Here is a 20,881-nt window from a genome sequence, read left to right on the forward strand (position 1 = left end):
GGCGGTATCATGGTCGGGGGACAGGCCCAAGCATCCTAATCTTCCTTCCCTGCAAGGGGAGGTGGCAGGGCGCAGCCCTGACGGAGGGGTGTCCCGCTATCGAGAGGGTGACCCCCCTCCACCATGCTGCGCATGGTCCCCCTCGCCTTGCAGGGGAGGAATATGTCTTGGCCTCTCCATTTGTTCATCCCGACCCTCTATGACACCCCCATGCACAGCCGTTTCGAAACCCTCCCCAACCGCCGCGCCATCGTCGACCGTCGCGCGCTCGCCGAACAGGTCGCCGCACTCGGGATCACGGGGCCGGAGGGCCGCACCCTGGTCACGCCGGTCCTTCGCACCGCGCTCGATGCCGGGCGGCAGGAGGTGGCGCGGCGGCTCTCGCTCCACCCCTCGCGCGGGCTGGAGGCTGCGGCGGCGCAGGCGTACCTGACCGATCAGGTGTTGAAGGTGCTGTTCGACTTCACCACCGACACGCTCTACCCCTTGAGCAATCCGACGGCGGGCGAGCGCCTGACCCTGATCGCGGTCGGCGGCTATGGCCGAGGCGAGATGGCGCCTTATTCGGACGTCGATATCGGCTTCCTTACCCCCTTCAAGCAAACGCCCCATGCCGAGCAGGTCATCGAATCGATGCTCTATTCGATCTGGGATCTCGGGCTGAAAGTCGGCCATTCCAGCCGTTCGATCGACGAGATGATCCGCCAGGCCAAGGGCGACGTCACCGTTCGCACCGCCCTGCTGGAGGGGCGTTTCCTATGTGGCGACCAAGCGCTGTATGACGAGGCATCACGCCGCTTCAAGGCCGAGATCCAGACCGATTCGCACCGGCAATTCATCGCCGACAAGCTGGCCGAGCGGGACCTGCGCCACCGCAAAATGGGCGACACCCGCTATGTCGTCGAACCCAATGTCAAGGAGGGCAAGGGCGGCTTGCGCGACCTGCACGCGCTCTTCTGGATCGGCAAATATGTCTATGACGTCGACCGCGCCGCCGAGCTGATCGACCGGGGCCTGTTCACCCGCGAGGAATATCGACAATTCCACCGCGCCGACAATTTCCTGTGGGCGGTGCGCTGTCACCTCCACACCATCACTAGCCGGGCCGAAGACCGCCTCACCTTCGACGTGCAGCGCCAGATCGCCGAGCGGATGCGCTTCTCCGACCGGCCCGGCAAGGCCAAGGTCGAGCGGTTCATGCAGCTCTACTTCCTGCAGGTGAAGACGGTCGGCGCGTTGACCGGCGCGTTCCTGGCGCATCTGGACGAGCGGTTCGCGGCGCGCGGACACCGCTTCGGCCTGCCCACCATCCGCAGACGGCCGCGCCGGTTGAACGGCTTCGTGCTGGATCGCGGGCGCCTCGCTCTGCCACGCGACGACTTTTTTCAGGAAGATCCGGTCCGGCTGATCGAGATCTTCCAGCTTGCCGATCGTTACGAATTGGAGGTGCATCCGCTGGCGGTCCGCGCCGCTTCGCGCGACGCCAAGCTGGCCGACGACATCCGCACCGATCCGCGCGCCAACGCGCTGTTCCTCGACGTGCTGACCAGCCGCCACGACCCCGAGCTGGTCCTGCGTTGGATGAACGAGGCGGGGGTGTTCGGCCGGTTCATGCCCGACTTCGGCCGCGTCGTCGCGCAGATGCAGTTCGACATGTACCACCACTACACCGTCGACGAGCATACCATCCGCGCGCTCGGCCTGCTCGCCCGGATCGAGCGACAGGAGCTGGTCGAGGAGCACCCCGTCGCCTCGGCGATCATCGGCCAGATCGTGTCGCGCCGCGTCCTCTATGTCGCGGTGCTACTCCACGACATCGCGAAGGGGCGCGGCGGCGACCATTCGATTTTGGGCGCGGAGGTGGCCGAGCGGCTCTGTCCTAGGCTCGGCCTGAGCGAGGCGGAGACCGAGACGGTGGCGTGGCTGGTCCGCTGGCACCTGCTGATGTCCGCCACCGCGTTCAAGCGCGACCTGTCGGACTTCAAGACGATCCTCGATTTCTGCGAAACGGTGCAAAGCCCCGAGCGGCTGCGCCTGTTGTTGTTGCTGACTATCGTCGACATACGCGCGGTGGGACCCGGAACGTGGAACGGGTGGAAGCGTCAGCTGCTTGCCGACCTCTACGACGCCGCCGAAGAGGTGCTGCGCCTGGGCCACAAGCAGCGCGGCCGGACCGAGCGGATCGCCGCCAAGCAGGCGCGGCTGGGCGAGCTGCTCGGCTGGCCTGAGGCGCAGTTCGCCGCGCATGTCCGCCGCCTGCCCGAAGCCTATTGGATCGCAGAGCCCGAGGATGTGCTGGCCCATAACGCGCGCCAGATGGCGGCGGCAGGTGACGCGCAGCTGTCGATCGACGCGCAGGTTTATGGCGAGCGCGGCGCGACGCTCGTGTCCATCTATGCCGCCGACCATCCGGGGCTGTTCTACCGCATCGCGGGTGCGATCCATGTCGCGGGCGGCAACATCATCGACGCGCGCATCCACACCACGCGCGACGGCATGGCGATCGACAATTTCCTGGTGCAGGACCCGCTGGGGCGGCCCTTCGACGATCCGGGTCAGCTGGCCCGCCTGCGCCGCGCGATCGAGGATGCGCTTGCCAATCGCAGCAAGCTGGCCGACCGGTTGGTCGCCAAGCCTAATGCCCGCCCCCGCGCGGATGCCTTCCCGATCGCGCCCAACGTCCTGATCGACAACCGCGCCTCCAACCGCTTCACCGTGGTCGAGGTCCATGCACGGGATCGCCCGGCGCTGCTCAACCAGCTGGCACACGCGCTGTTCCAGTCGAAGGTGACGATCCACTCCGCGCATGTCGCGACATACGGCGAACGGGCGGTCGACGTGTTCTATCTGACCGACCTGACCGGGGATCAGATCACCAATGGCGGGCGATTGAAGACGCTGGAGAAGCGCCTGCTGGGCGCGGCGGCGGGGGAAGCGCTGGAGATCGCGGCGTAACGCCCGCTCCGTTCAGCCTGAGCAAGGTCGAAGGTCGAGGGATGACCTTCGCGGCACAAGTTCGGACATGCACTTCGACTTCGCTCAGTGCGAACGGAGGTTCGCACTGAGGACGCAGAGATCGCTCTGGGCGAGCAGCAAGCCTTCCTCCCCTGGCAGGGGAGGTGGCTGGCCGAAGGCCAGACGGAGGGGTGTCCCGGCCGGAGAGATAGTCTGCCCTCGTAACGGGGACACCCCTCCACCAGCTTCGTGTTCGAGCTTTGCAGGGGAGGAATAGGTGCAGGCCGATGACTCCCTAAGTTTCCGCTCGCCCAAATCCCGACCTCCGTTCGCACTGAGCGAAGTCGAAGTGCACGCCCCAGCCTATCCCCGCGCGTGAGGTTGCCGGATTCCCGTGGCCTTCGACTTCTGCGCGTGGCGCAGAAGTTTATCCTGAGCGGCTGGCTTGCCAGCCAGCCGAAGGGCTCAGGCTGAACGGAGGTTGGGGATGTGGCACAGGCGGACCACACCGTTGCACAGCATTTCAAACACCTCTGCGTCCTACGCGCAAACCACAAACGAAAACCCCCGGCGGCCCATCGGGCCACCAGGGGTTTCACAAACATCGCGCGAGCCCGAGGGACTACACCCCCGGTCGCCCCGCATCACTTGGGCGCCAACACCATCAGCATCTGGCGGCCTTCCATGCGCGGATAGGCTTCGACCTTGGCGACCTCGGCCACCTGCTCGGCGACGCGCTGGAGCACGTTCATGCCGAGCTGGCCATGGCTCAGCTCACGACCGCGGAAACGCATGGTGACCTTCACCTTGTCGCCCTCGCCGATGAATTCGACCACCTTCTTCATCTTGGTGTCGTAGTCATGGTCGTCGATGTTCGGACGCATCTTGATCTCCTTGATCTCCTGCGTCTTCTGCGACTTGCGGGCGAGGTTCGCCTTCTTCTGCGCCTCGTACTTATACTTGCCGACGTCGAGGAACTTGGCGACGGGCGGGTCCGCGTTCGGCGACACCTCGACCAGGTCGAGGCCGAGCTCCTGGGCCTGGGCCATCGCCTCGCGCGTGTACATCACGCCGAGATTCTCGCCCTCATGGTCGATCACGCGAACCTTGGGGCTTTGAATCCACTCGTTGAACCGAGGACCGTTCATCGGCGGCGCCTGCATCGGACGGCGCATCATGGGAGGACGTATGGGTATTTCTCCTGTGGCAATTACGATTTCAATATAAGCGATCGGGCACAAATTTGAAAGGGCGAGACCAACGTCCCGCCCTTTCGTTCATCCTATAATGTTTCAGCCGCGCAAATCGGGCGGGGTCGCCTCTTCGCGCAGCATCGCGATGGCCTCGTCCAGCGTCATGATTTCCTGCGCCTGGCTGCCAAGACGGCGGACGGCGACCTTGCCCTCCTCGGCCTCGCGCTTGCCGACGACCAGCAGCACGGGGACCTTGGCGACCGAGTGTTCGCGCACCTTGTAGTTGATCTTCTCGTTGCGCAGGTCGGTCTCGACGCGGATGCCCGCCGCCGCCAGCTTGGCCGCCGCCTCTTCCGCATAGCCGTCTGCGTCCGACACGATGGTCGCAACCACCGCCTGCACCGGCGCGAGCCAGACGGGGAAGCGGCCCGCATAATGTTCGATCAGGATGCCGATGAACCGCTCGTACGAGCCGAAGATCGCGCGGTGGAGCATGATCGGGCGATGCCGCTCGCCATCCTCACCGATATAGGACGCATCGAGTCGCTCGGGCAGAACCCGGTCCGACTGGATGGTGCCGACCTGCCAGGTGCGACCGATCGCGTCGGTCAGATGCCATTCCAGCTTGGGCGCATAGAAAGCCCCCTCGCCCGGCAGTTCTTCCCAGCCATATTGCTCGGTGGCGAGACCCGCGCGCACGACCGCGTCGCGCAGCTCGGTCTCGGCCATGTCCCACATCTCTTCGGTGCCGAAGCGCTTTTCGGGGCGCAGCGCCAGCTTGATCGAGTAAGTGAAGCCGAAATCCTTGTAGATCCGGTCCGCCAGTTCGCAAAAGGCACGAACCTCCTCGACGATCTGGTCCTCGCGGCAGAAGATATGCGCGTCGTCCTGGGTGAACTGACGCACGCGCATCAGGCCGTGCAGCGCACCATGCGGCTCGTTGCGATGGCAGCAGCCATTTTCGTAGAAGCGCAGCGGCAGGTCGCGATAGGACTTGATCCCCTGGCGGAAGATCAGGACGTGCGCCGGGCAGTTCATCGGCTTCAGCGCCATCCACTGCGCATCGTCCGAGACCAGCGGACCTTCGTCCTCGACGTTCGGCACCTCGTCGGGGATCACGAACATGTTCTCGCGATACTTGCCCCAATGGCCCGACTGCTCCCACTGGCGCGCGTCCATGACCTGCGGGGTCTTCACCTCGCGGTAGCCGCCAGCGTCGATCGCGCGGCGCATATAGGCCTCCAGCTCGCGCCAGATGCGATAGCCCTTGGGATGCCAGAAGACCGAGCCATGCGCCTCCTGCTGGAGGTGGAACAGGTCCATCTCGTTGCCCAGCTTGCGATGGTCGCGCTTTGCGGCTTCCTCCAGGCGGGTCAGATGCTCGGCCAGCTGCTTCTTGTTCAGCCAGCCGGTGCCGTAGATGCGGCTGAGCATCGCGTTCTTCTGGTCGCCGCGCCAATAGGCGCCCGACACGCGGGTCAGCTTGAAGGCATTGGGGTCGAGCTTGCCGGTCGAGGCGAGGTGCGGCCCCCGGCACATGTCGAGCCAGGCATCCTCGCCCTTGCCCGCACGATAGACGGTCAGTTCCTCGTCGTCGGGCAGCTCGGCCGCCCATTCGGCCTTGAAGCTCTCGCCCTGCGCCGTCCAGCGCTCGATCAGCTGTTCGCGGGTCCAGACCTCGCGGATCAGCGGCTCGTCCTTGGCGATGATCTTGCGCATCTCGGCCTCGATCGCGGGCAAGTCCTCTTCGGTGAAGGGCCGGTCCTTGGGCGCGAAGTCGTAATAGAAGCCGTCATCGGTCGCCGGACCGAAAGTGATCTGCGTGCCGGGGAACAGTGCCTGCACCGCCTCGGCCAGGACATGCGCATAGTCGTGGCGCGCGAGTTCGAGCGCGTCGGCCTCGTCCTTCGCGGTCACCAGGGCGAGTGCGGAGTCGCCCTCGAACGGGCGCATGATGTCGCGCAGCTCGCCATCGACGCGCGCGGCGATCGCCGCCTTAGCCAGCCCCGGTCCGATCGCGGCGGCGATGTCCGCGGGAGTAGTTCCGGGCGCGACCTCACGGACGGAGCCGTCGGGCAGCGTGATACGGAACATCGCGGACATGGATACTCTCTTCGATAATTACGGGTGACGCGCCAGCGGAACCCGGCGCGACCGGCTCTATAGGGAAGAATCCCCGGCAGGTATATGGGGTGGCGGTCAGGCGTGCGCCCGGATCTCCGGCAGCACTCCCAGTGCGGGCCGCGCATACCAATAGCCCTGATGATAACGCACGCCCAGATCGTTCAGCATCGCCGCCTCGGCCGCCGTCTCGATCCCCTCGGCGATCAGCAGCGTGTCGAGTTCGGCGCACATGCCGACCATGGCGCGCACGATGGCGCGGCGGCGGGGATCGGTGTCGATGTCGCGGACCAGCTCCATGTCCAGCTTCACCTCGTCGGGCGCGAAGCGGACGAAGCGGTCCAGCCCCGAATGGCCCGCCCCGAAATCGTCGATCGCGACGGAAAAGCCGATCTGCTTATAGGTGTCGATGATGCTCGCGACATGCTCGGGCGAGCCCATCTGTTCGTTCTCGGTAAACTCGAAGATCAGCCGATCGATCGGCAGCCCCTGATCTTGCGCGGTGCGCAGCGTCAGCTGGATACAGGCCATGGGCGAATAGACGGCGTTGGGTAGGAAGTTGATCGACAAGCGCGCATCGCCCTCCATGATCCCGGCGGCCATCGCAGTTTCGATCGCCTTGACCCGGCACGCTTGGTCGAAGGAATAGCGGTTCGCCTCGTTCACTTGCGACAGGACGCTGTACGCGCCCTCGCCCCCGGTGCCGCGGATCAGCGCTTCATAGGCGAAGGGGCGGCCGGTCGCCGTGTCGACGATCGGCTGGAACGCCATGACGAAGGGGATTTCAAAGTCGATCCCGTCGCGGCATCCGCTGCAGAGCTTGCGCATTTCCATGGGGTTGGACCGTAGGCGCAAATGGTTAACGCCATCTGTTGCGCGCGCTACGACCAAGAAAAGGGGGCGGCGGTGGCCCGTCACCACCGCCGCCCCCAAGGTTCGTGCGGTAGGGATCAGCGTCCCTGACCACCGCCGCCATGGCTGGCCTGGCCGCCCTTGGACCCGGCTTCGGCGGCGCGTTCGGGATCGTTCTTGAAGTTGCCGCCGCTTTCCTGACCGCCCTTGCGCCCTGCTTCGGACGCCTTTTCGCGGTCGTTGGCGAAATTGCCCGGATTGTTCTCGCGGCCGCCGCCGCCATTGCTGTCTGCCATGATGTCTCTCCTACTGGCGCCCCAGCGGAAAGACGAACCGGCCGACACTCAAGTTTCTAAAATCAGGAAAACAATAATATTCTGCATAACCGGCAAATCATAATCTGCTTTGTTGAACGAAGCGGCAGGAACGCGTGCAATCCTGACCTAAGTCATTATCCTTAACAGAGCGCAGCACCGGTTTTGTCTGTCGCGCCGCGCGATCCTTGTGGCGAGATCGCGCGGCATGGTCGCCACTTATTGATTGATGGCGTAGGCCACCATGACATTGACGTTGATCGAAATGGGCGTCGGCGACAGGTCGACCCGGATCGCTTCGGGCGGCGGTGGCGGGGGCGGCGGCGGGGGCGCCTGGTCGGCCCGGGCGGCCGTCACGATGATGGACCGGTCGGCGAAGCTGCCATCCTGGACCCGCAACAGCGCGCCAACCCGGGCGCCCGAACCTTCCGCGATCAGCTTGGCCTGCGCCTTGGCGCTCGCCAGCGCGGCGAGCATCGCCTGTTGCCGGACCGGTGTTTCGTCCTTCAGCCAAAAACGCTGCAGCCCGACGTCGATCCCACCCAGCCGCCCGATCAGGCCGACGAGCGTTCCGGCATCCTTGATGCGCGGCGTGTCGATGGACACCGGCATGGTTGCGACATAGCCCAGGATCGCGCAGGGCCCGGTCGAAAGCTGTACCTGGCCGTAATCATTCTGCGTACATTCGCGGGACCGGACAGGCTTGATGTCGAAGTCGGCGGTGTGCAGTTCCATTTCGCCGCGCAGCAACCCCGCGGCGCCGGTGCGGATGGCCTTGGCATTATCACGCAGCCTGGTCGTCGCCTCGTCCGAGGTCGCCCCCTCGCCGCGAACGCGGTAGCCGACCGTAGCGCGGTCGGGCGGCGCCTTGGCGGTGCCGGTCCCCGAAACCTGAATCTGCGGCGACTCCACCGTCTGCGCGATCGCGCCACTGGCCGACAGGATCATCACCATTCCGATCGTCGCTGCTCTCACGTCAGGCCTCCCTTTTCCTTATCGTCACACGATCCCGAACGGCACCACATGATTGTCTTGGACATGCCCGATGCGCGCCCGCCCCAGATAGGGCACGCCCATCTCGGTGCACCAGCGCTGGATCATATATTCCAGCGTCTCGCCCCATTCGGGCTCGTTGGGCTGGACATTGCTGACCGCGCCCAGTCGCACGCCCGCGACACCCTTCAACTGGGTGGCATTCGCCATGGTGAACAGCATCCGGTCGACGGCATAGAGATGCTCGGACACCTCCTCGATGATGAGGACATGGTCGGTCAGGTCGGGGAGCCAGGGCGTACCGATCAGCGCGGACAGGATCGACAGGTTGAACGCCGCTACCGGGCGACCGTCCAGGCCCGGCTCCAGCCCCTGCCGGTCGCCGCTGACCAGCCAGCCGAGCGAGCGCGCCACCGTCACATCGCCATGCTGGCGGCGTATGTCGCTCGCCATCGGCCCATGCACCGGCCGTCCGATCCGCCGGGCATAGAGCGCGGCCAGCACGAAGCCGAGGTCGGAATAACCGATATAGGTCTTGTGCCCCGCCGCCGCGTTCAGATTCGGCATGACCCGCGACAGGATGCGGTTCGATCCGTATCCGCCGCGCAGGAACCAGATCGCGTCGATGCCGGGATCGTTGGCGAACTCCAGAAAGGCCGAGGCGCGGCGCTCGTCATTCCCGGCAAAGTGCCCGTCCTGCTCATAGCATTGCGGGTGGAAGATCAGGTCGACGTCCGGATAGGCGATCGCGGCAAAGGCGCTGACCGGCGCTTCGGCGGCGGGGTTGCCGATGCTGGCGGGGGCGAGGATTCCGATCTTCATTCTGGCGTACCCCCTTGGCGGCCCGTCCGGCCGGGCATTGCCCTGCAACCACAACTCGCCGATAGCGTGGCGCCATGACCAACGGCAATTCCTGTTTTCTGGTGGGTATCGGCGGATCGGGCATGATGCCGCTGGCGATGATCCTGCGCGCGCGCGGGCAGACGGTGGCGGGGTCCGACCGGGGGCTCGATCAGGGGCGCGTCGCGGCCAAGTTCGACTCGCTGCGCGCCGCCGGGATCGCGCTGTTCCCGCAGGACGGGTCGGGCGTGACCTCCGCCGATCAGCTCGTCATCGCCTCGGCCGCGGTCGAGGACACGGTGCCCGACATCGTCGTCGCCAACCGGCTGGGCTGCGCGCGCGCCACGCGTGCACAGATGCTCGCAAGCCTGTTCAACGAAAGCACGCTGCCCATCGGCGTTGCGGGGACCAGCGGCAAGTCGACCGTCACCGGCATGATCGCCTTCATCCTGCACCAGACGGGGCGCGATCCGACCGCGATGAACGGCGCGGTGATGAAGGATTTCGTCTCGCCCGACAGCCCCTTTGCCAGCGCGCTGGTCGGCGGCGGCGACGCGTTCGTCAGCGAAGTGGACGAAAGCGACGGCTCGATCGCGCTCTACAATCCGGCGATCGCGGTGCTGAACAATGTCAGCCTGGACCACAAGTCGCTGGAGGAATTGCGCACCCTGTTCGGTGGGTTCGCGGCGCGCGCGCAACACGTGGTCGCCAATGCGGGCGATGCGGAGACGGCGGCGCTGCTCGCGGACCTGCCGAATCTCACCACCTTCGCGGTCGAGGGTGCGGCCGATCTGGTGGCCGAGGCGCTGAAGCCCGAGCCCTTTGCCATCTCCTTCGACCTGATCACGGGCGGGGCGGGCTATGGCGTGCGGCTATCGGTGCCGGGCCTCCACAACGTCTCCAATGCGCTGGCTGCGATCGGCGCGAGCGTGGCGGCGGGCGTCCCCCTGATCGACGCGATCCGCGCTGTCGAGCGCTTCACCGGCCTGAAGCGCCGGTTCGAGAAGGTCGGCGAGGCGAACGGCGTCACGGTCATCGACGATTTCGGCCACAACCCCGACAAGATCGCCGCGACCCTCGACACGCTCCACGCCTTTGCCGGGCGATTGCTGATCCTGTTCCAGCCGCACGGCTATGGTCCGCTGAAGGTCATGCGGACCGAACTGGTCGACAGCATCGCCGTGCGGATGAAGCCCGACGACGTGCTGGTCCTGCCCGACCCGGCCTATTTCGGCGGCACCGTCGCGCGCGAAGTGACCAGCGCCGACATCGTCGCCGACCTGCGCACGCGTGGAGCAGACGCCCGCCACATCGCCGACCGCGCCGAGGCGGCGGCGGCACTGGTGGCCGAGGCGCGGGCGGGCGACCGGATCGTGGTGATGGGCGCGCGCGACGATACGCTCAGCCTGTTGGCGCAGGACATGGTGGAGCAGCTCGGAGCCACGTAAAGGACGCTTGACGTAAAGCCAGCTTTCCATGTAAAGCCTCCTTCACATCTGAGGGAAGTTCTTCATGGCTTTGTTGTCCGCAACGCGTCGGTACCAGCGTCGGGTCATCCTGCTCGCAATCCTCTACGCGGCTCTGCTTTTGTCGGCAGTCTATCTGTTGAACCGCCACATGGTCAGCGGCGCGGCGGCCTATCTGGTCGGGGTGTTGCCCGCTTTGCCGGTTGTCGGTTTCTTCGTCGCGATCGGGCTGTATATGACCGAGGAGCGGGACGAATATCTGCGGATGCTATTGGTCCGGCAGTCGCTGATTGCGACCGGCGTGTCGATGACCGGGGCAACACTCTGGGGCTTTCTGGAAGGTTTCGACCTGCTACCGCATCTGGTCGGCTATGCTTGGCCCATCCTATGGTTCGCCGGACTGGGCATAGGCTCTTGCGTCAACCGCCTGATCGAGCGGAGCCCGGCGTGAACAACCACCTCCGCACCCTGCGGGCCGAACGCGGCTGGAGCCAGCAGGACCTGGCTGAGCGGCTGGAGGTCAGCCGCCAGAGCGTCAACGCGATCGAGACGGGGCGCTACGATCCCTCGCTCCCCCTCGCCTTCAAGATCGCCGAGCTGTTCGGTTGCGCGATCGAGGACATCTTCGTCAGCCCGTCCAAAGGCTGATTGGCCAATTCCCATCGCCGTGATAGGTTCGGCACGAACGGCCATAGGAGAACGTCCGTCATGTTCCGCCGCCTGTTTACCGAGCATCCCCAGAGCGTCGGCGAAAGCTATGTCGAGCATTTCGGTGTCGCGGCGCGATTCGGGGGGATCATGATCCTCGGCGGGCTGGGCGCAATCGTCCATGCGGTCGTGCCGGGGCTGTGCACTACGACGGGCAGCGACACGGTTGCCCGGCTCCATGCCGAGATGGTGGCCAAGCGGCGCAAGAAGCAGGCCGCACAGGCGCAGATGAAGAGCGTGGAATATGTGATCTGAGGGGTGTCCCTCCACCACCGCTTCGCGGCGCCCCCCCTCCCCAAGCGAGCTTGGGGAGGAATGCCCCTACCTCCGTTCAGCCTGAGCGTAGTCGAAGGCCAAGGGATGACCTCTCCACGGGGGTGCTTGGAGAGGCTATGACGTGGCCTTCGACTTCGCTCAGGCTGAACGGGGGTTGGAATTGGGGGGTGAGAGATCGCGGCATCGGGTTTCCAATCCCGCCGCCGCATCCTAAATCCCGGTCATGACCGACACCCTCGCCCCCCGCCCCAAGCTTGCCTACAATTGGACGCCGGGGACCGGCCCCGCGATCGTCTTCCTGCCGGGCTATGCCTCGGACATGCAGGGGTCGAAGGCGCTGGCGCTGGAGGAATGGGCTCAGGCGAACGGCCGTGCCTTCCTGCGCTTCGACTATGGCGGCTGCGGCGAGTCGGAGGGCGCGTTCGAGGATCAGGCGCTGGCCGACTGGCGCGACGATGTGGTCGCGATGCTGGACGATGTGGTGAAGGGTCCGGCGGTGCTGGTCGGATCGTCGATGGGCGGCTGGCTGATGCTGCTCGCCGCAGCCGCCCGGCCGGATCAGGTCAAGGCGCTGGTCGGCATCGCCCCCGCGCCCGACTTCACCGACTGGGGCTTTTCCGAAGAGGAGAAGATGACGATTCTCCAGGCCGGGCGGCTGGAGCGCCCCAACCCCTACGGCCCCGCCCCCACCGTCTATACCCGCCGCTTCTGGTCGTCGGGCGAGGCCAACCGGCTGACGTTTGGTCCGATTACGTTCGACGGGCCGGTGCGGCTGCTGCAGGGCATGGCCGACCCCGATGTGCCTTGGCATCGGACCACCCATCTGGCGCAGCTGTTCCGTTCAGCCGATGTGCAGACTGTCTTGATCAAGGACGGGGACCACCGGCTGTCGCGCGATGCCGATATCGCGCTGCTGATCCGGGCCGTCGAGGACGTGTTGCACCGCCTATGATCCTGCTCTCCCTGGCGCTCGCCGCCGCCGTCCAGTCCGCCCCCGCCAAGACGCCGCCCCTGCCCACCGACCCGCGCGAGGCTCGGTATCAGCGCTGCGTGTCGCTGGCCGATCGCGATCCCGCCGCCGCCAAGGTCGAGGCGGGCAAGTGGCGGCTGGCGGGCGGCGACTATTTCGCGCAGCAATGCCTGGGGCTGGCCTTTGCGACCGAGCGCAACTGGGCGGCGGCGGCGGACGCTTTTCAACAGGCCGCCCGCGCCGCCGAGACCGCGCATGACGTGCGCGCCGCCAATTACTGGGCGCAGGCGGGCAATGCCTTTCTGGCCGCCGGAGACGCCCCCCATGCCCGCGCCGCGCTGGATGCCGCGCTGGCGGCAGGCGAGTTGAGCGGCTTCGCGCTGGGCGAGGCGCAGCTCGACCGGGCGCGCGCCTCGGTCGCGGGCGGGCAGATGGCCGCCGCGCGAGTCGATCTGGATGCGGCGCTGACCAACGCCCCTGCCGATCCGCTTGCCTGGCTGCTCTCGGCGACGCTGGCGCGGCGGATGAAGGACCTGCCCCGCGCACAGAAGGATATCGCCCAGGCGCTGGCCCGCTCCGCCGACGATGCCAGCGTGCAACTGGAGGCGGGCAATATCGCCGCCGTCGCGGGCGACGAGGCAGGCGCGCGCAAGGCGTGGAGCGAGGCCGCCCGCCTCGCCCCGCCCGACAGCCCGATCCGCGCCGAGACGGCCAAGGCGCTCTCGCAATTCCCGTCCCGCTAATTCCTTATCGCACGTAAAGGTCATGCTTTCCCGTTCGGGATAGCATGGCTGTCCCGCCCGAGCGGCCCCGTTGAACAGGCAGAACACCCGATGCGCTATCTCCACACCATGATCCGCGTCAGCGATCTCGACGCCAGCATCCGCTTCTTCGAGCTGCTGGGCCTTAAGGAGGTCCGCCGCGTGGACAATGAGCGCGGGCGTTTCTCGCTGATCTTCCTGGCCGCGCCGGGCGACGAAGGCCGGGCCGAGGTCGAGCTGACCCACAATTGGGACCCCGAAATCTATACCGGCGGTCGCAATTTCGGCCACCTGGCCTACCGCGTCGACGATATCTACGCGACGTGCCAGCGGCTGATGGATGCCGGGATCATCATCAACCGTCCCCCGCGCGACGGGCATATGGCCTTCGTCAAGACGCCCGACGGCATCTCGATCGAACTGTTGCAGGACGGTGCGCTGCCGCCGGCCGAACCTTGGGTCTCGATGCCCAATGTCGGAAGCTGGTAAGAGGCTTTCCATGGAAATCGTTCGAGTCCCCGTCCTCTCCGACAATTATGCCTGGCTGATCCATGACGCCGGGCAGACCGTCGCGCTCGACCCCGGCGAGGCCGCGCCCGTCGCGGCGGCGGCCGCCGCGCGCGGCTGGACGATCGATCAGGTCTGGCTGACCCATTGGCATCCCGATCATGTCGGCGGTGCCGCCGCGTTGAAGGCGCAAGGGGCCCGCGTCGCGGGTCCGGCGGCGGAGGCGGCGAAGATCGACGGGCTCGACACGCTGCTGGACGAAGGCGACACCATCGCGGTCGGTGATGCGGTGGCGACCATCTGGTCGGTGCCCGGCCATACGGCGGGCCATATCGCCTTTCACATCGCCGACCGGGCGACGATCTTCACCGGCGACACGCTGTTCGCCATGGGATGCGGGCGGCTGTTCGAGGGGACGGCGGCGCAGATGCACGCCAATATGCGCCGGTTCGCGGGGCTGCCGGGCGACACGCGCGTCTATTGCGGTCACGAATACACCCTGTCCAACGCCCGCTTCGCCGCCGCCGTGGAGCCTGACAATGACGCCATCGCCGAGCGGCTGGCCGATGTCGTCGCGATGCGCGAACAGGGCGAGCCGACCATTCCGACGACCATCGCGCTGGAGCGGGCGACCAACCCCTTTCTCCGCTCGGTCGATGCGGACGAACTGGCGCAGCGCCGTGCAGCCAAGGACGCGTTCAAGGGTTAAGCCATTGCTACAGGGGCGTTTAGACGGAGACGGAATGATGCGTATCGTGACGTTGTTACCTGTTCTGATCCCCATGGCGGGCTTGAGCGCCTGTACGCTGACCCCGGCGCAAAAGGCACAGGTCGAGCAGCGCGCGCAGACCGAGCGCGCCGATCTGGACAAGGCGCTTCGCGGCCTGACGCCCGGCGCGCCGACCCAGTGCATCAGCCAGTACCGGATGCAGCAGGTGCGGTCGTACGGCCCGACCATCGTCTACACAGTGTCGCCGCGCCTGAAATATGTCAGCCGGACGGCGGGCGGGTGCAGCGATGTCGGCGGGTCGGGCAACAACATCTTCGTGACCCGCACGACCACGGGCCAGCTCTGTTCGGGCGACATTGCGCAGACGGTCGACCGCACCTCTGGCTTCTTCACCGGCAGTTGCAGCTTCGACGAGTTCATCCCCTATCGGAAGCAGGGCTGATGCGCGGCAAGGCCGCCATCGCCGCCGCGCTGGGCCTGACCCTGACGCTGTCGGCGGCCAAGTCCGATCCCTTTGCCGGGCGCGTTGCCGGGCCACCGGCACAGTGCGTCGATACCAGCACCACCATGTCGGGGCCGGTCATCGCCGACAAGGACGTGATCGTCATCAATGCGGGGCGTCGCGTCTGGCGGGCCAAGGTGCGCGGGCAGTGCTTTGGTATTCAGCCGTTCAACACGCTGTTGATCGACCGCTGGGGACCGCAGGTCTGTCGCAACGACCGGTTCCGGGTGTTGCAGCAGGGGCTGTCGATCCCGACGGCCTGGTGTTTCTTCGACGGGTTCGTGCCGTATGATCGGGTGAAGAAGTAGCGCTGCATCGCCTGGGGCGTGCCCTCCCCCACCCCCTCCCGCTTGCGGGAGGGGAGCGGCAAGACCAAATGTTGCGACTCAACGCATACGCTACGGCTTGGGCACGCCCCTCCCGCAGGCGAGTTTCAGGTCGGTCATGCCCCCGGCATGACCTAAACGATGCGGGGCATCGTTTACCTGAAACTGGGATGGGGGAGGGCATCGGTGTCTCACCGAGCCCCCACCCCAATCACAAAACGAACCGGCTCAAATCCGTATTCCGCGCCACCGCCGACAGCTGCTTGTCGACATAGGCCGCATCCACGATCAGCGTCGAACCCTGACGATCCTCCGCCTCGAAGCTGATTTCCTCCAACAGCTTCTCCATGACCGTCTGAAGCCGCCGCGCGCCGATATTCTCGACCTGGCCGTTCACCTCGGCCGCAATGCGCGCGATCGCGGCGATGCCATCCTCGGTAAAGGCGATCTCGACACCCTCGGTGCCGATCAGCGCCTTGTACTGCGCGGGCAGCGACGCCTTGGTGTCCGACAGGATCGCGACGAAGTCGCTCTCGGTCAGCGCCTTCAGCTCGACCCGGATTGGCAGACGGCCCTGCAATTCGGGCAGAAGGTCGGACGGCTTGGCGACATGGAACGCGCCCGACGCGATGAACAGGATATGGTCCGTCTTCATCGGACCGTATTTGGTTGCGACCGTCGTCCCCTCGATCAGCGGCAGCAGGTCGCGCTGCACGCCCTCACGGCTGACCGAACCGCCGCGCACGTCCGAAACCGCGATCTTGTCGATCTCGTCGAGGAAAACGATCCCGTTCGCCTCGGCATCGGCCAGCGCGGCGCGGCTGACCTCGTCCTGGTCGAGGCGCTTGTCCGCCTCTTCCTCAACCAGCTTGGTCCAGGCGGCGGAGACGGTCAGCTTGCGGCGCTTGAGCGGCTGGCCGCCGAACGCCTTGCCCATCATCTCGGACAGGTTGATCATCTGCGGCGCGGCACCGGGAATCTCGAACGGCGTCGCCTGCGCCTGCTCCAGTTCGATCTCGATCTCGGTCTGGTCGAGATGACCGTCGCGGAAGCGCTGACGGAAGGCCTCGCGCGTCGCCTGGCTCGAATCCTTGCCGACCAGCGCGTCGAGCAGGCGGTTCATCGCCGCCTCTCCCGCCTTGTCCTTCACCGCGACGCGGCGGCGTTCCTTTTCCAGCCGGATCGCCTCCTCGACCAGGTCGCGCGCGATCTGCTCGACGTCGCGGCCAACATAGCCGACCTCGGTGAACTTGGTCGCCTCGACCTTCACGAAGGGCGCATCGGCAAGCTTGGCCAGACGGCGGCTGATCTCGGTCTTGCCGCAGCCGGTGGGGCCGATCATCAGGATGTTCTTGGGCGTCACCTCATCGCGCAGATCCGCGCCGAGCCGCTGGCGACGCCAGCGGTTTCGCATCGCGACGGCGACGGCGCGCTTGGCGTCGGCCTGGCCGATGATGTGCGCGTCGAGCGCGGCGACGATCGCCTTGGGGGTCAACTGGTCGTTCATGGGAGCTTTCGGATTACGGGGTGCTTACTGGGCGCCATCGATGGCTTCGAGCGTGACGCGGTCATTGGTGTAGACACAGACATCGGCGGCGATCGCCATCGCCTTGCGCGCGATCGTCTCGGCATCCTGTTCATAGTCGACGAGCGCACGGGCCGCCGCGAGCGCGTAATTGCCGCCAGATCCGATCGCACAGATGCCGTTCTCCGGCTCCAGCACGTCGCCGTTGCCGGTCAGGATCAGCGTCACGTCCTTGTCAGCGACGATCATCATCGCCTCGAGGTTGCGCAGGAACTTGTCGGTCCGCCAGTCCTTGGCCAGCTCGACCGCCGCGCGCAGCAACTGGCCGTTATGCCGCTCCAGCTTGGCCTCCAGCCGCTCGAACAGGGTGAAGGCATCCGCCGTCGCACCCGCAAAGCCGCCGATGACCGAGCCGTCGCCCAGCCGCCGGACCTTGCGCGCATTGGGCTTCATGACCGTCTGGCCCATCGAAACCTGACCGTCCCCGGCCACCACCACCCGGCCGCCACGGCGCACCGAGCAAATCGTCGTGCCATGCCAGGTGGGCATGGCGTGTTCATTCCCGCTCATGCGCGGCGATATGGAGGTGGGGGGCGGCGGGTTCAATGGAGGCGATCACTCCCCGCCGCCGTTCCGCCTGAGCGCAGTCGAAGGCCACGCCCGACCATTGCGGCTGGGTGTACCTATTCCTCCCCTGCAAGGAGAGGTGGCAGGCCGAAGGCCTGACGGAGGGGTGTCCCGACTCGAGAGGAAGGACCGTCCTCGCGGTCGGTGACACCCCTCCACCAGCTTCGCTGGTCCCCCTCCCCTTGCAGGAGAGGAATAGATAGTTGCCCGGCGTCTGCCGCTTCAGCATGGCCTTCGATTTCGAAGCGATGCGCCGAAGTTTATCCTGAGCGGCTGGCTTGCCAGCCAGTCGAAGGGCTCAGGCTGAACGGAGGATAGGGATTACTCCCCCAGCTTCTCGATCTTGTCCTTGAGCGCGGCCAGCTCCGCCTTCAGAGCCGCCATCTCCGCGTCCTTGCTGGCGGCAGGTGCTGTCGGAGCGGGCGCAGGCGCCGCCGCACCCGGCTTGAACCCCTGGGTTGCCGCCTCGAACATCGCCAGGTTGCGCTTGGCCATGTCGGCGAAGGGCGTATTGGCGAATGCTCCCTCGACCGCCGACTTAAACTGTTCCTGGTTGCGGCGGAAGCTGTCCATCGACGCCTCCAGATAGCCCGGCACCATCGCCTGCATCGAATCGCCGTACATCGAGATGAGCTGGCGCAGGAAATTGACCGGCAGCATCGTTTCGCCCCGGCTTTCCTCTTCCATGATGATCTGGGTCAGGACATTATGGGTGATGTCCTCGTCGGTCTTGGCGTCGACCACCTTGAAGTCGCGCCCCGCGCGAATCATGCCCGCCAGGTGGTCGAGCGTGATGTAGGAGGAGGTTTCGGTGTTGTAGAGCCGCCGGTTCGCATATTTCTTGACGATCACGACGCCGTCCGATGCCTGCTTCTTCATGGACCCCCGCCTTTCATGGTTTTGCCGCAGCCTAACGCCTTGGATTTCGCATCGCAACATGGTCCGCGCCCCTTGCCGCTGTTCCTGGCGATGTTGCGCAGCGAGGCTGCGGAAAATCCCGAGCGGGCCCAGGCCGCGCTGACCGGCCTGCGCCGTTTTCAGGATGCCAAGCGCGAGCGCCCGATGCGCGCCTTGCCCGTCCGGCGGCGGCGCGGCCGGGTGCGTCTGCGGGACGGTGGTGGAGATGGGCGGCCGGTGCTGTTCATCCCCTCGCTGATCAATCCGCCTTCGATCCTCGATATTTCGCGCGACCGCTCGCTGATCCGCTGGTTGCGTGGGCGGGGATGTCATCCATGGCTGATCGACTGGGGAACGCCGGGAGCCAAGGATCGCGACCTCGACGTGGCGGCGCATGTCGAGCGTTTCCTGCTGCCCCTGATTGCCACTTTCGCACAGCCGCCGGTGCTGGTCGGCTATTGCCTGGGCGGCACGCTGGCAGTGGCCGCGGCGGCGCGCAGCAAGGTCGCCGGGCTGGCCGCCATCGCCGCGCCGTGGCACTTCACCGGCTATGGCGACGAGGCCCGTGCCGCGATGGCCGCGCAATGGGCAGGCATCAAACCAACCTCCGAAGCGCTGGGCCTCGTCCCCATGGAGGCGTTGCAGGCGGGTTTCTGGCGGCTCGATCCGGCGCGGACCATCGCCAAATATGCGGCCTTCGCCGATCTCGATCCACGCAGCGAGGCGGCCCGCCGTTTCATCCGGCTGGAGGACTGGGCCAATCAGGGCGCTCCCCTGCCCCACGCATTCGGCCGCGAATTGTTTGAGGAGTTGATCGCTCAGGATCGTCCCGGTCGGGGACAATGGCGCGTCGCCGGGGCAACCGTCACACCCGCGCAATGCGACGCCCCTAGCGTCGAGTTCGTCGCCACCGCCGACCGGATTGTCCCCGCCGCCACCGCCATCGGCCTGTCCGACCGGCGCAGCGGCGGCACGGGCCATGTCGGCATGGTGGTCGGCAGCCATGCGGAGCAACAGCTCTGGCAGCCGCTGGCCGACTGGATCACGGGCCTTCCCGCCCCTAGATAGAGAGAAAGTTGAGAGGAGCCTTCATGACCGAGATCGTCATTACCGCCGCCAAGCGTACCCCCGTGGGCAGCTTCCTGGGCGCCTTTGCCGCCACGCCCGCGCACGAACTCGGCCGGGTGGCGATCACCGCCGCGCTGGAACAGGCGGGCATCAAGGGCGAGGACGTGTCCGAGGTGATCCTCGGCCAGGTGCTGACCGCCGCGCAAGGCCAGAACCCCGCGCGTCAGGCCTCGATGGCAGCAGGCATCCCCAAGGAAGTCCCCGCTTACGGCGTCAACCAGGTCTGCGGCTCGGGCTTGCGCGCCGTGGCGCTGGGGATGCAGGCGATCGCCAATGGCGACGCGACCATCGTCGTCGCGGGCGGCCAGGAGTCGATGTCGCTGTCGCCCCACGCCCAAACGATGCGCGGCGGCACCAAGATGGGTCCGCTGACCATGGTCGACACCATGGTCCATGACGGCCTGACCGATGCCTTTGCAGGCTATCACATGGGCATCACCGCCGAGAACCTGGCCGAGCAGTATCAGGTGACCCGCGACGAGCAGGACAAGTTCGCCGTCCGCTCGCAGAATCTGGCCGAAAAGGCGCGCGGCGAGGGCCGCTTCAAGGACGAGATCGCGCCCGTCACCATCAAGGGCCGCAAGGGCGACACGGTCGTTGCCGATGACGAATATATCCGCGCCGGTGCGACCATCGAAAGCGTCTCGGGCGTCCGCCCCGCCTTCAAGAAGGACGGCACGGTCACGGCCGCCAACGCCTCCGGCCTGAATGACGGTGCCGCCGCCATCGTCCTGATGAGCCGTGAGGAAGCCGAGAAGCGCGGCGCCCCCGTGCTCGCCACGATCAAGAGCTGGGCCTCGGCCGGTGTCGATCCCTCGGTCATGGGCATCGGCCCCGTCCCCGCCACCAAGCGCGCGCTGGAAAAGGCGGGCTGGACCGTCGGCGACCTCGACCTGATCGAAGCCAACGAAGCCTTTGCCGCCCAAGCCCTGTCGGTCGGCAAGGAACTGGGCCTCGATCCCGAGAAGGTCAACGTCAACGGCGGCGCGATCGCGCTGGGCCACCCGATCGGCGCCAGCGGCGCACGCGTCCTCACGACTCTGATCTACGAGATGCAGAAGCGCGACGCGAAGAAAGGCCTGGCGACGCTGTGCATCGGCGGCGGGATGGGCATCGCTATGTGTGTTGAGCGATAAACACGCCACTTTTCGAAAATTTCGCGATTAATGATTGGATTGCAGGGATGTGTC

22 protein-coding genes are annotated in these 20,881 nt (G+C 66.3%); 13 read left to right on the top strand and 9 right to left on the bottom strand.

From position 1 onward, the window contains the following. The first annotated feature begins 210 nt into the window (after positions 1 to 210). Positions 211 to 2,955, top strand: coding sequence for a [protein-PII] uridylyltransferase (locus tag KV697_RS08090; RefSeq protein WP_219021304.1), 2,745 nt, complete (start codon positions 211 to 213; stop codon positions 2,953 to 2,955). A 644-nt stretch (positions 2,956 to 3,599) separates the two neighbouring features. On the opposite strand, the gene infC is transcribed toward KV697_RS08090, so the two are convergent. The 6 genes from infC to KV697_RS08120 form a co-directional block, all read right to left on the bottom strand. Then, positions 3,600 to 4,133, bottom strand: coding sequence for a translation initiation factor IF-3 (gene infC / locus KV697_RS08095; RefSeq protein WP_037569087.1), 534 nt, complete (start codon positions 4,131 to 4,133; stop codon positions 3,600 to 3,602). A gap of 114 nt (positions 4,134 to 4,247) precedes the next feature. Beyond that, a complete protein-coding gene (thrS, locus tag KV697_RS08100) occupies positions 4,248 to 6,251 on the bottom strand; it encodes a threonine--tRNA ligase (protein WP_219020849.1) in 2,004 nt (667 codons plus the stop codon). A gap of 96 nt (positions 6,252 to 6,347) precedes the next feature. Further along, positions 6,348 to 7,097 (bottom strand): EAL domain-containing protein, encoded by a 750-nt coding sequence (locus tag KV697_RS08105; RefSeq protein WP_219020850.1) that lies wholly within the window; start codon positions 7,095 to 7,097, stop codon positions 6,348 to 6,350. Positions 7,098 to 7,219: 122 nt separating this feature from the next. Continuing rightward, positions 7,220 to 7,417, bottom strand: a complete 198-nt coding sequence (locus tag KV697_RS08110) for a general stress protein (RefSeq protein WP_219020851.1) — start codon at positions 7,415 to 7,417, stop codon at positions 7,220 to 7,222. Between the two features lie 237 nt (positions 7,418 to 7,654). Further along, positions 7,655 to 8,410 carry an SIMPL domain-containing protein gene (locus KV697_RS08115; RefSeq protein ID WP_257575731.1) on the bottom strand — a complete coding sequence of 252 codons (756 nt, stop codon included), beginning with the start codon at positions 8,408 to 8,410 and terminating at the stop codon, positions 7,655 to 7,657. 24 nt (positions 8,411 to 8,434) lie between these two features. Further along, the gene (locus tag KV697_RS08120) at positions 8,435 to 9,250 is read right to left on the bottom strand and encodes an LD-carboxypeptidase (protein WP_219020852.1); all 816 of its coding nucleotides are present in this window, start codon (positions 9,248 to 9,250) and stop codon (positions 8,435 to 8,437) included. Positions 9,251 to 9,324: 74 nt separating this feature from the next. Between KV697_RS08120 and KV697_RS08125 the strand changes: the two genes are divergently transcribed. From KV697_RS08125 to KV697_RS08170, 10 genes are all read left to right on the top strand, one after another. Further along, positions 9,325 to 10,716, top strand: a complete 1,392-nt coding sequence (locus KV697_RS08125; RefSeq protein WP_219020853.1) for a UDP-N-acetylmuramate--L-alanine ligase — start codon at positions 9,325 to 9,327, stop codon at positions 10,714 to 10,716. A gap of 64 nt (positions 10,717 to 10,780) precedes the next feature. Next, complete coding sequence (locus KV697_RS08130; protein ID WP_219020854.1) at positions 10,781 to 11,185, top strand: hypothetical protein; 405 nt, start codon at positions 10,781 to 10,783, stop codon at positions 11,183 to 11,185. Continuing rightward, a complete protein-coding gene (locus KV697_RS08135) occupies positions 11,182 to 11,382 on the top strand; it encodes a helix-turn-helix transcriptional regulator (protein ID WP_219020855.1) in 201 nt (66 codons plus the stop codon). Before KV697_RS08130 ends, KV697_RS08135 begins: the two co-directional genes overlap by 4 nt. A 60-nt stretch (positions 11,383 to 11,442) precedes the next feature. Then, entirely contained in the window at positions 11,443 to 11,697 is a 255-nt protein-coding gene (locus KV697_RS08140) for a DUF6356 family protein (RefSeq protein ID WP_219020856.1), read from the top strand. Between the two features lie 244 nt (positions 11,698 to 11,941). Further along, entirely contained in the window at positions 11,942 to 12,670 is a 729-nt protein-coding gene (locus KV697_RS08145) for an alpha/beta hydrolase (protein WP_219020857.1), read from the top strand. Continuing rightward, complete coding sequence (locus tag KV697_RS08150; RefSeq protein WP_219020858.1) at positions 12,667 to 13,431, top strand: tetratricopeptide repeat protein; 765 nt, start codon at positions 12,667 to 12,669, stop codon at positions 13,429 to 13,431. The genes KV697_RS08145 and KV697_RS08150 overlap by 4 nt, the downstream gene beginning before the upstream one ends. Before the next feature lie 90 nt (positions 13,432 to 13,521). Continuing rightward, positions 13,522 to 13,938 carry a VOC family protein gene (locus KV697_RS08155; protein ID WP_076717443.1) on the top strand — a complete coding sequence of 139 codons (417 nt, stop codon included), beginning with the start codon at positions 13,522 to 13,524 and terminating at the stop codon, positions 13,936 to 13,938. Between the two features lie 10 nt (positions 13,939 to 13,948). Further along, positions 13,949 to 14,665, top strand: a complete 717-nt coding sequence (gloB, locus tag KV697_RS08160; RefSeq protein ID WP_219020859.1) for a hydroxyacylglutathione hydrolase — start codon at positions 13,949 to 13,951, stop codon at positions 14,663 to 14,665. A gap of 37 nt (positions 14,666 to 14,702) precedes the next feature. Next, entirely contained in the window at positions 14,703 to 15,128 is a 426-nt protein-coding gene (locus tag KV697_RS08165; protein WP_219020860.1) for a hypothetical protein, read from the top strand. Next, complete coding sequence (locus tag KV697_RS08170) at positions 15,128 to 15,496, top strand: hypothetical protein (RefSeq protein WP_219020861.1); 369 nt, start codon at positions 15,128 to 15,130, stop codon at positions 15,494 to 15,496. Before KV697_RS08165 ends, KV697_RS08170 begins: the two co-directional genes overlap by 1 nt. Positions 15,497 to 15,725: 229 nt before the next feature. Here KV697_RS08170 and hslU read toward each other — a convergent pair whose 3' ends face one another. The 3 genes from hslU to phaR form a co-directional block, all read right to left on the bottom strand. Beyond that, positions 15,726 to 17,021: an ATP-dependent protease ATPase subunit HslU gene (hslU, locus tag KV697_RS08175; protein WP_219020862.1), complete on the bottom strand. Its 1,296-nt coding sequence runs from the start codon at positions 17,019 to 17,021 to the stop codon at positions 15,726 to 15,728. Between the two features lie 24 nt (positions 17,022 to 17,045). Then, on the bottom strand, positions 17,046 to 17,588 hold the full coding sequence (hslV, locus tag KV697_RS08180) for an ATP-dependent protease subunit HslV (RefSeq protein ID WP_058744342.1): 543 nt from the start codon (positions 17,586 to 17,588) through the stop codon (positions 17,046 to 17,048). A gap of 399 nt (positions 17,589 to 17,987) precedes the next feature. Next, the gene (phaR, locus tag KV697_RS08185) at positions 17,988 to 18,545 is read right to left on the bottom strand and encodes a polyhydroxyalkanoate synthesis repressor PhaR (RefSeq protein ID WP_219020863.1); all 558 of its coding nucleotides are present in this window, start codon (positions 18,543 to 18,545) and stop codon (positions 17,988 to 17,990) included. A gap of 72 nt (positions 18,546 to 18,617) precedes the next feature. Here phaR and KV697_RS08190 point away from each other — a divergent pair, with 72 nt between their 5' ends. Beyond that, entirely contained in the window at positions 18,618 to 19,631 is a 1,014-nt protein-coding gene (locus KV697_RS08190; protein ID WP_257575737.1) for an alpha/beta fold hydrolase, read from the top strand. Positions 19,632 to 19,654: 23 nt separating this feature from the next. Beyond that, complete coding sequence (locus KV697_RS08195; RefSeq protein ID WP_219020864.1) at positions 19,655 to 20,827, top strand: acetyl-CoA C-acetyltransferase; 1,173 nt, start codon at positions 19,655 to 19,657, stop codon at positions 20,825 to 20,827. Positions 20,828 to 20,881: the final 54 nt, after the last annotated feature.

The sequence above is a fragment of the Sphingomonas sanguinis genome (genome assembly GCF_019297835.1).
GTDB classification, from domain to species: domain Bacteria; phylum Pseudomonadota; class Alphaproteobacteria; order Sphingomonadales; family Sphingomonadaceae; genus Sphingomonas; species Sphingomonas sanguinis_D.

Excerpts from the sequence above, each read along its gene's own strand:
- gloB (WP_219020859.1), top strand. The coding sequence starts at position 13,949 with ATGGAAATCGTTCGAGTCCCCGTCCTCTCCGACAATTATGCCTGGCTG.
- KV697_RS08090 (WP_219021304.1), top strand. The coding sequence starts at position 211 with ATGCACAGCCGTTTCGAAACCCTCCCCAACCGCCGCGCCATCGTCGAC.
- infC (WP_037569087.1), bottom strand. The coding sequence starts at position 4,133 with ATGATGCGCCGTCCGATGCAGGCGCCGCCGATGAACGGTCCTCGGTTC.
- KV697_RS08195 (WP_219020864.1), top strand. The coding sequence starts at position 19,655 with ATGACCGAGATCGTCATTACCGCCGCCAAGCGTACCCCCGTGGGCAGC.
- KV697_RS08140 (WP_219020856.1), top strand. The coding sequence starts at position 11,443 with ATGTTCCGCCGCCTGTTTACCGAGCATCCCCAGAGCGTCGGCGAAAGC.
- hslU (WP_219020862.1), bottom strand. The coding sequence starts at position 17,021 with ATGAACGACCAGTTGACCCCCAAGGCGATCGTCGCCGCGCTCGACGCG.
- phaR (WP_219020863.1), bottom strand. The coding sequence starts at position 18,545 with ATGAAGAAGCAGGCATCGGACGGCGTCGTGATCGTCAAGAAATATGCG.
- KV697_RS08125 (WP_219020853.1), top strand. The coding sequence starts at position 9,325 with ATGACCAACGGCAATTCCTGTTTTCTGGTGGGTATCGGCGGATCGGGC.
- KV697_RS08165 (WP_219020860.1), top strand. The coding sequence starts at position 14,703 with ATGCGTATCGTGACGTTGTTACCTGTTCTGATCCCCATGGCGGGCTTG.
- KV697_RS08155 (WP_076717443.1), top strand. The coding sequence starts at position 13,522 with ATGCGCTATCTCCACACCATGATCCGCGTCAGCGATCTCGACGCCAGC.
- KV697_RS08130 (WP_219020854.1), top strand. The coding sequence starts at position 10,781 with ATGGCTTTGTTGTCCGCAACGCGTCGGTACCAGCGTCGGGTCATCCTG.
- KV697_RS08145 (WP_219020857.1), top strand. The coding sequence starts at position 11,942 with ATGACCGACACCCTCGCCCCCCGCCCCAAGCTTGCCTACAATTGGACG.
- hslV (WP_058744342.1), bottom strand. The coding sequence starts at position 17,588 with ATGCCCACCTGGCATGGCACGACGATTTGCTCGGTGCGCCGTGGCGGC.
- KV697_RS08110 (WP_219020851.1), bottom strand. The coding sequence starts at position 7,417 with ATGGCAGACAGCAATGGCGGCGGCGGCCGCGAGAACAATCCGGGCAAT.
- KV697_RS08170 (WP_219020861.1), top strand. The coding sequence starts at position 15,128 with ATGCGCGGCAAGGCCGCCATCGCCGCCGCGCTGGGCCTGACCCTGACG.
- thrS (WP_219020849.1), bottom strand. The coding sequence starts at position 6,251 with ATGTCCGCGATGTTCCGTATCACGCTGCCCGACGGCTCCGTCCGTGAG.
- KV697_RS08120 (WP_219020852.1), bottom strand. The coding sequence starts at position 9,250 with ATGAAGATCGGAATCCTCGCCCCCGCCAGCATCGGCAACCCCGCCGCC.
- KV697_RS08105 (WP_219020850.1), bottom strand. The coding sequence starts at position 7,097 with ATGCGCAAGCTCTGCAGCGGATGCCGCGACGGGATCGACTTTGAAATC.
- KV697_RS08150 (WP_219020858.1), top strand. The coding sequence starts at position 12,667 with ATGATCCTGCTCTCCCTGGCGCTCGCCGCCGCCGTCCAGTCCGCCCCC.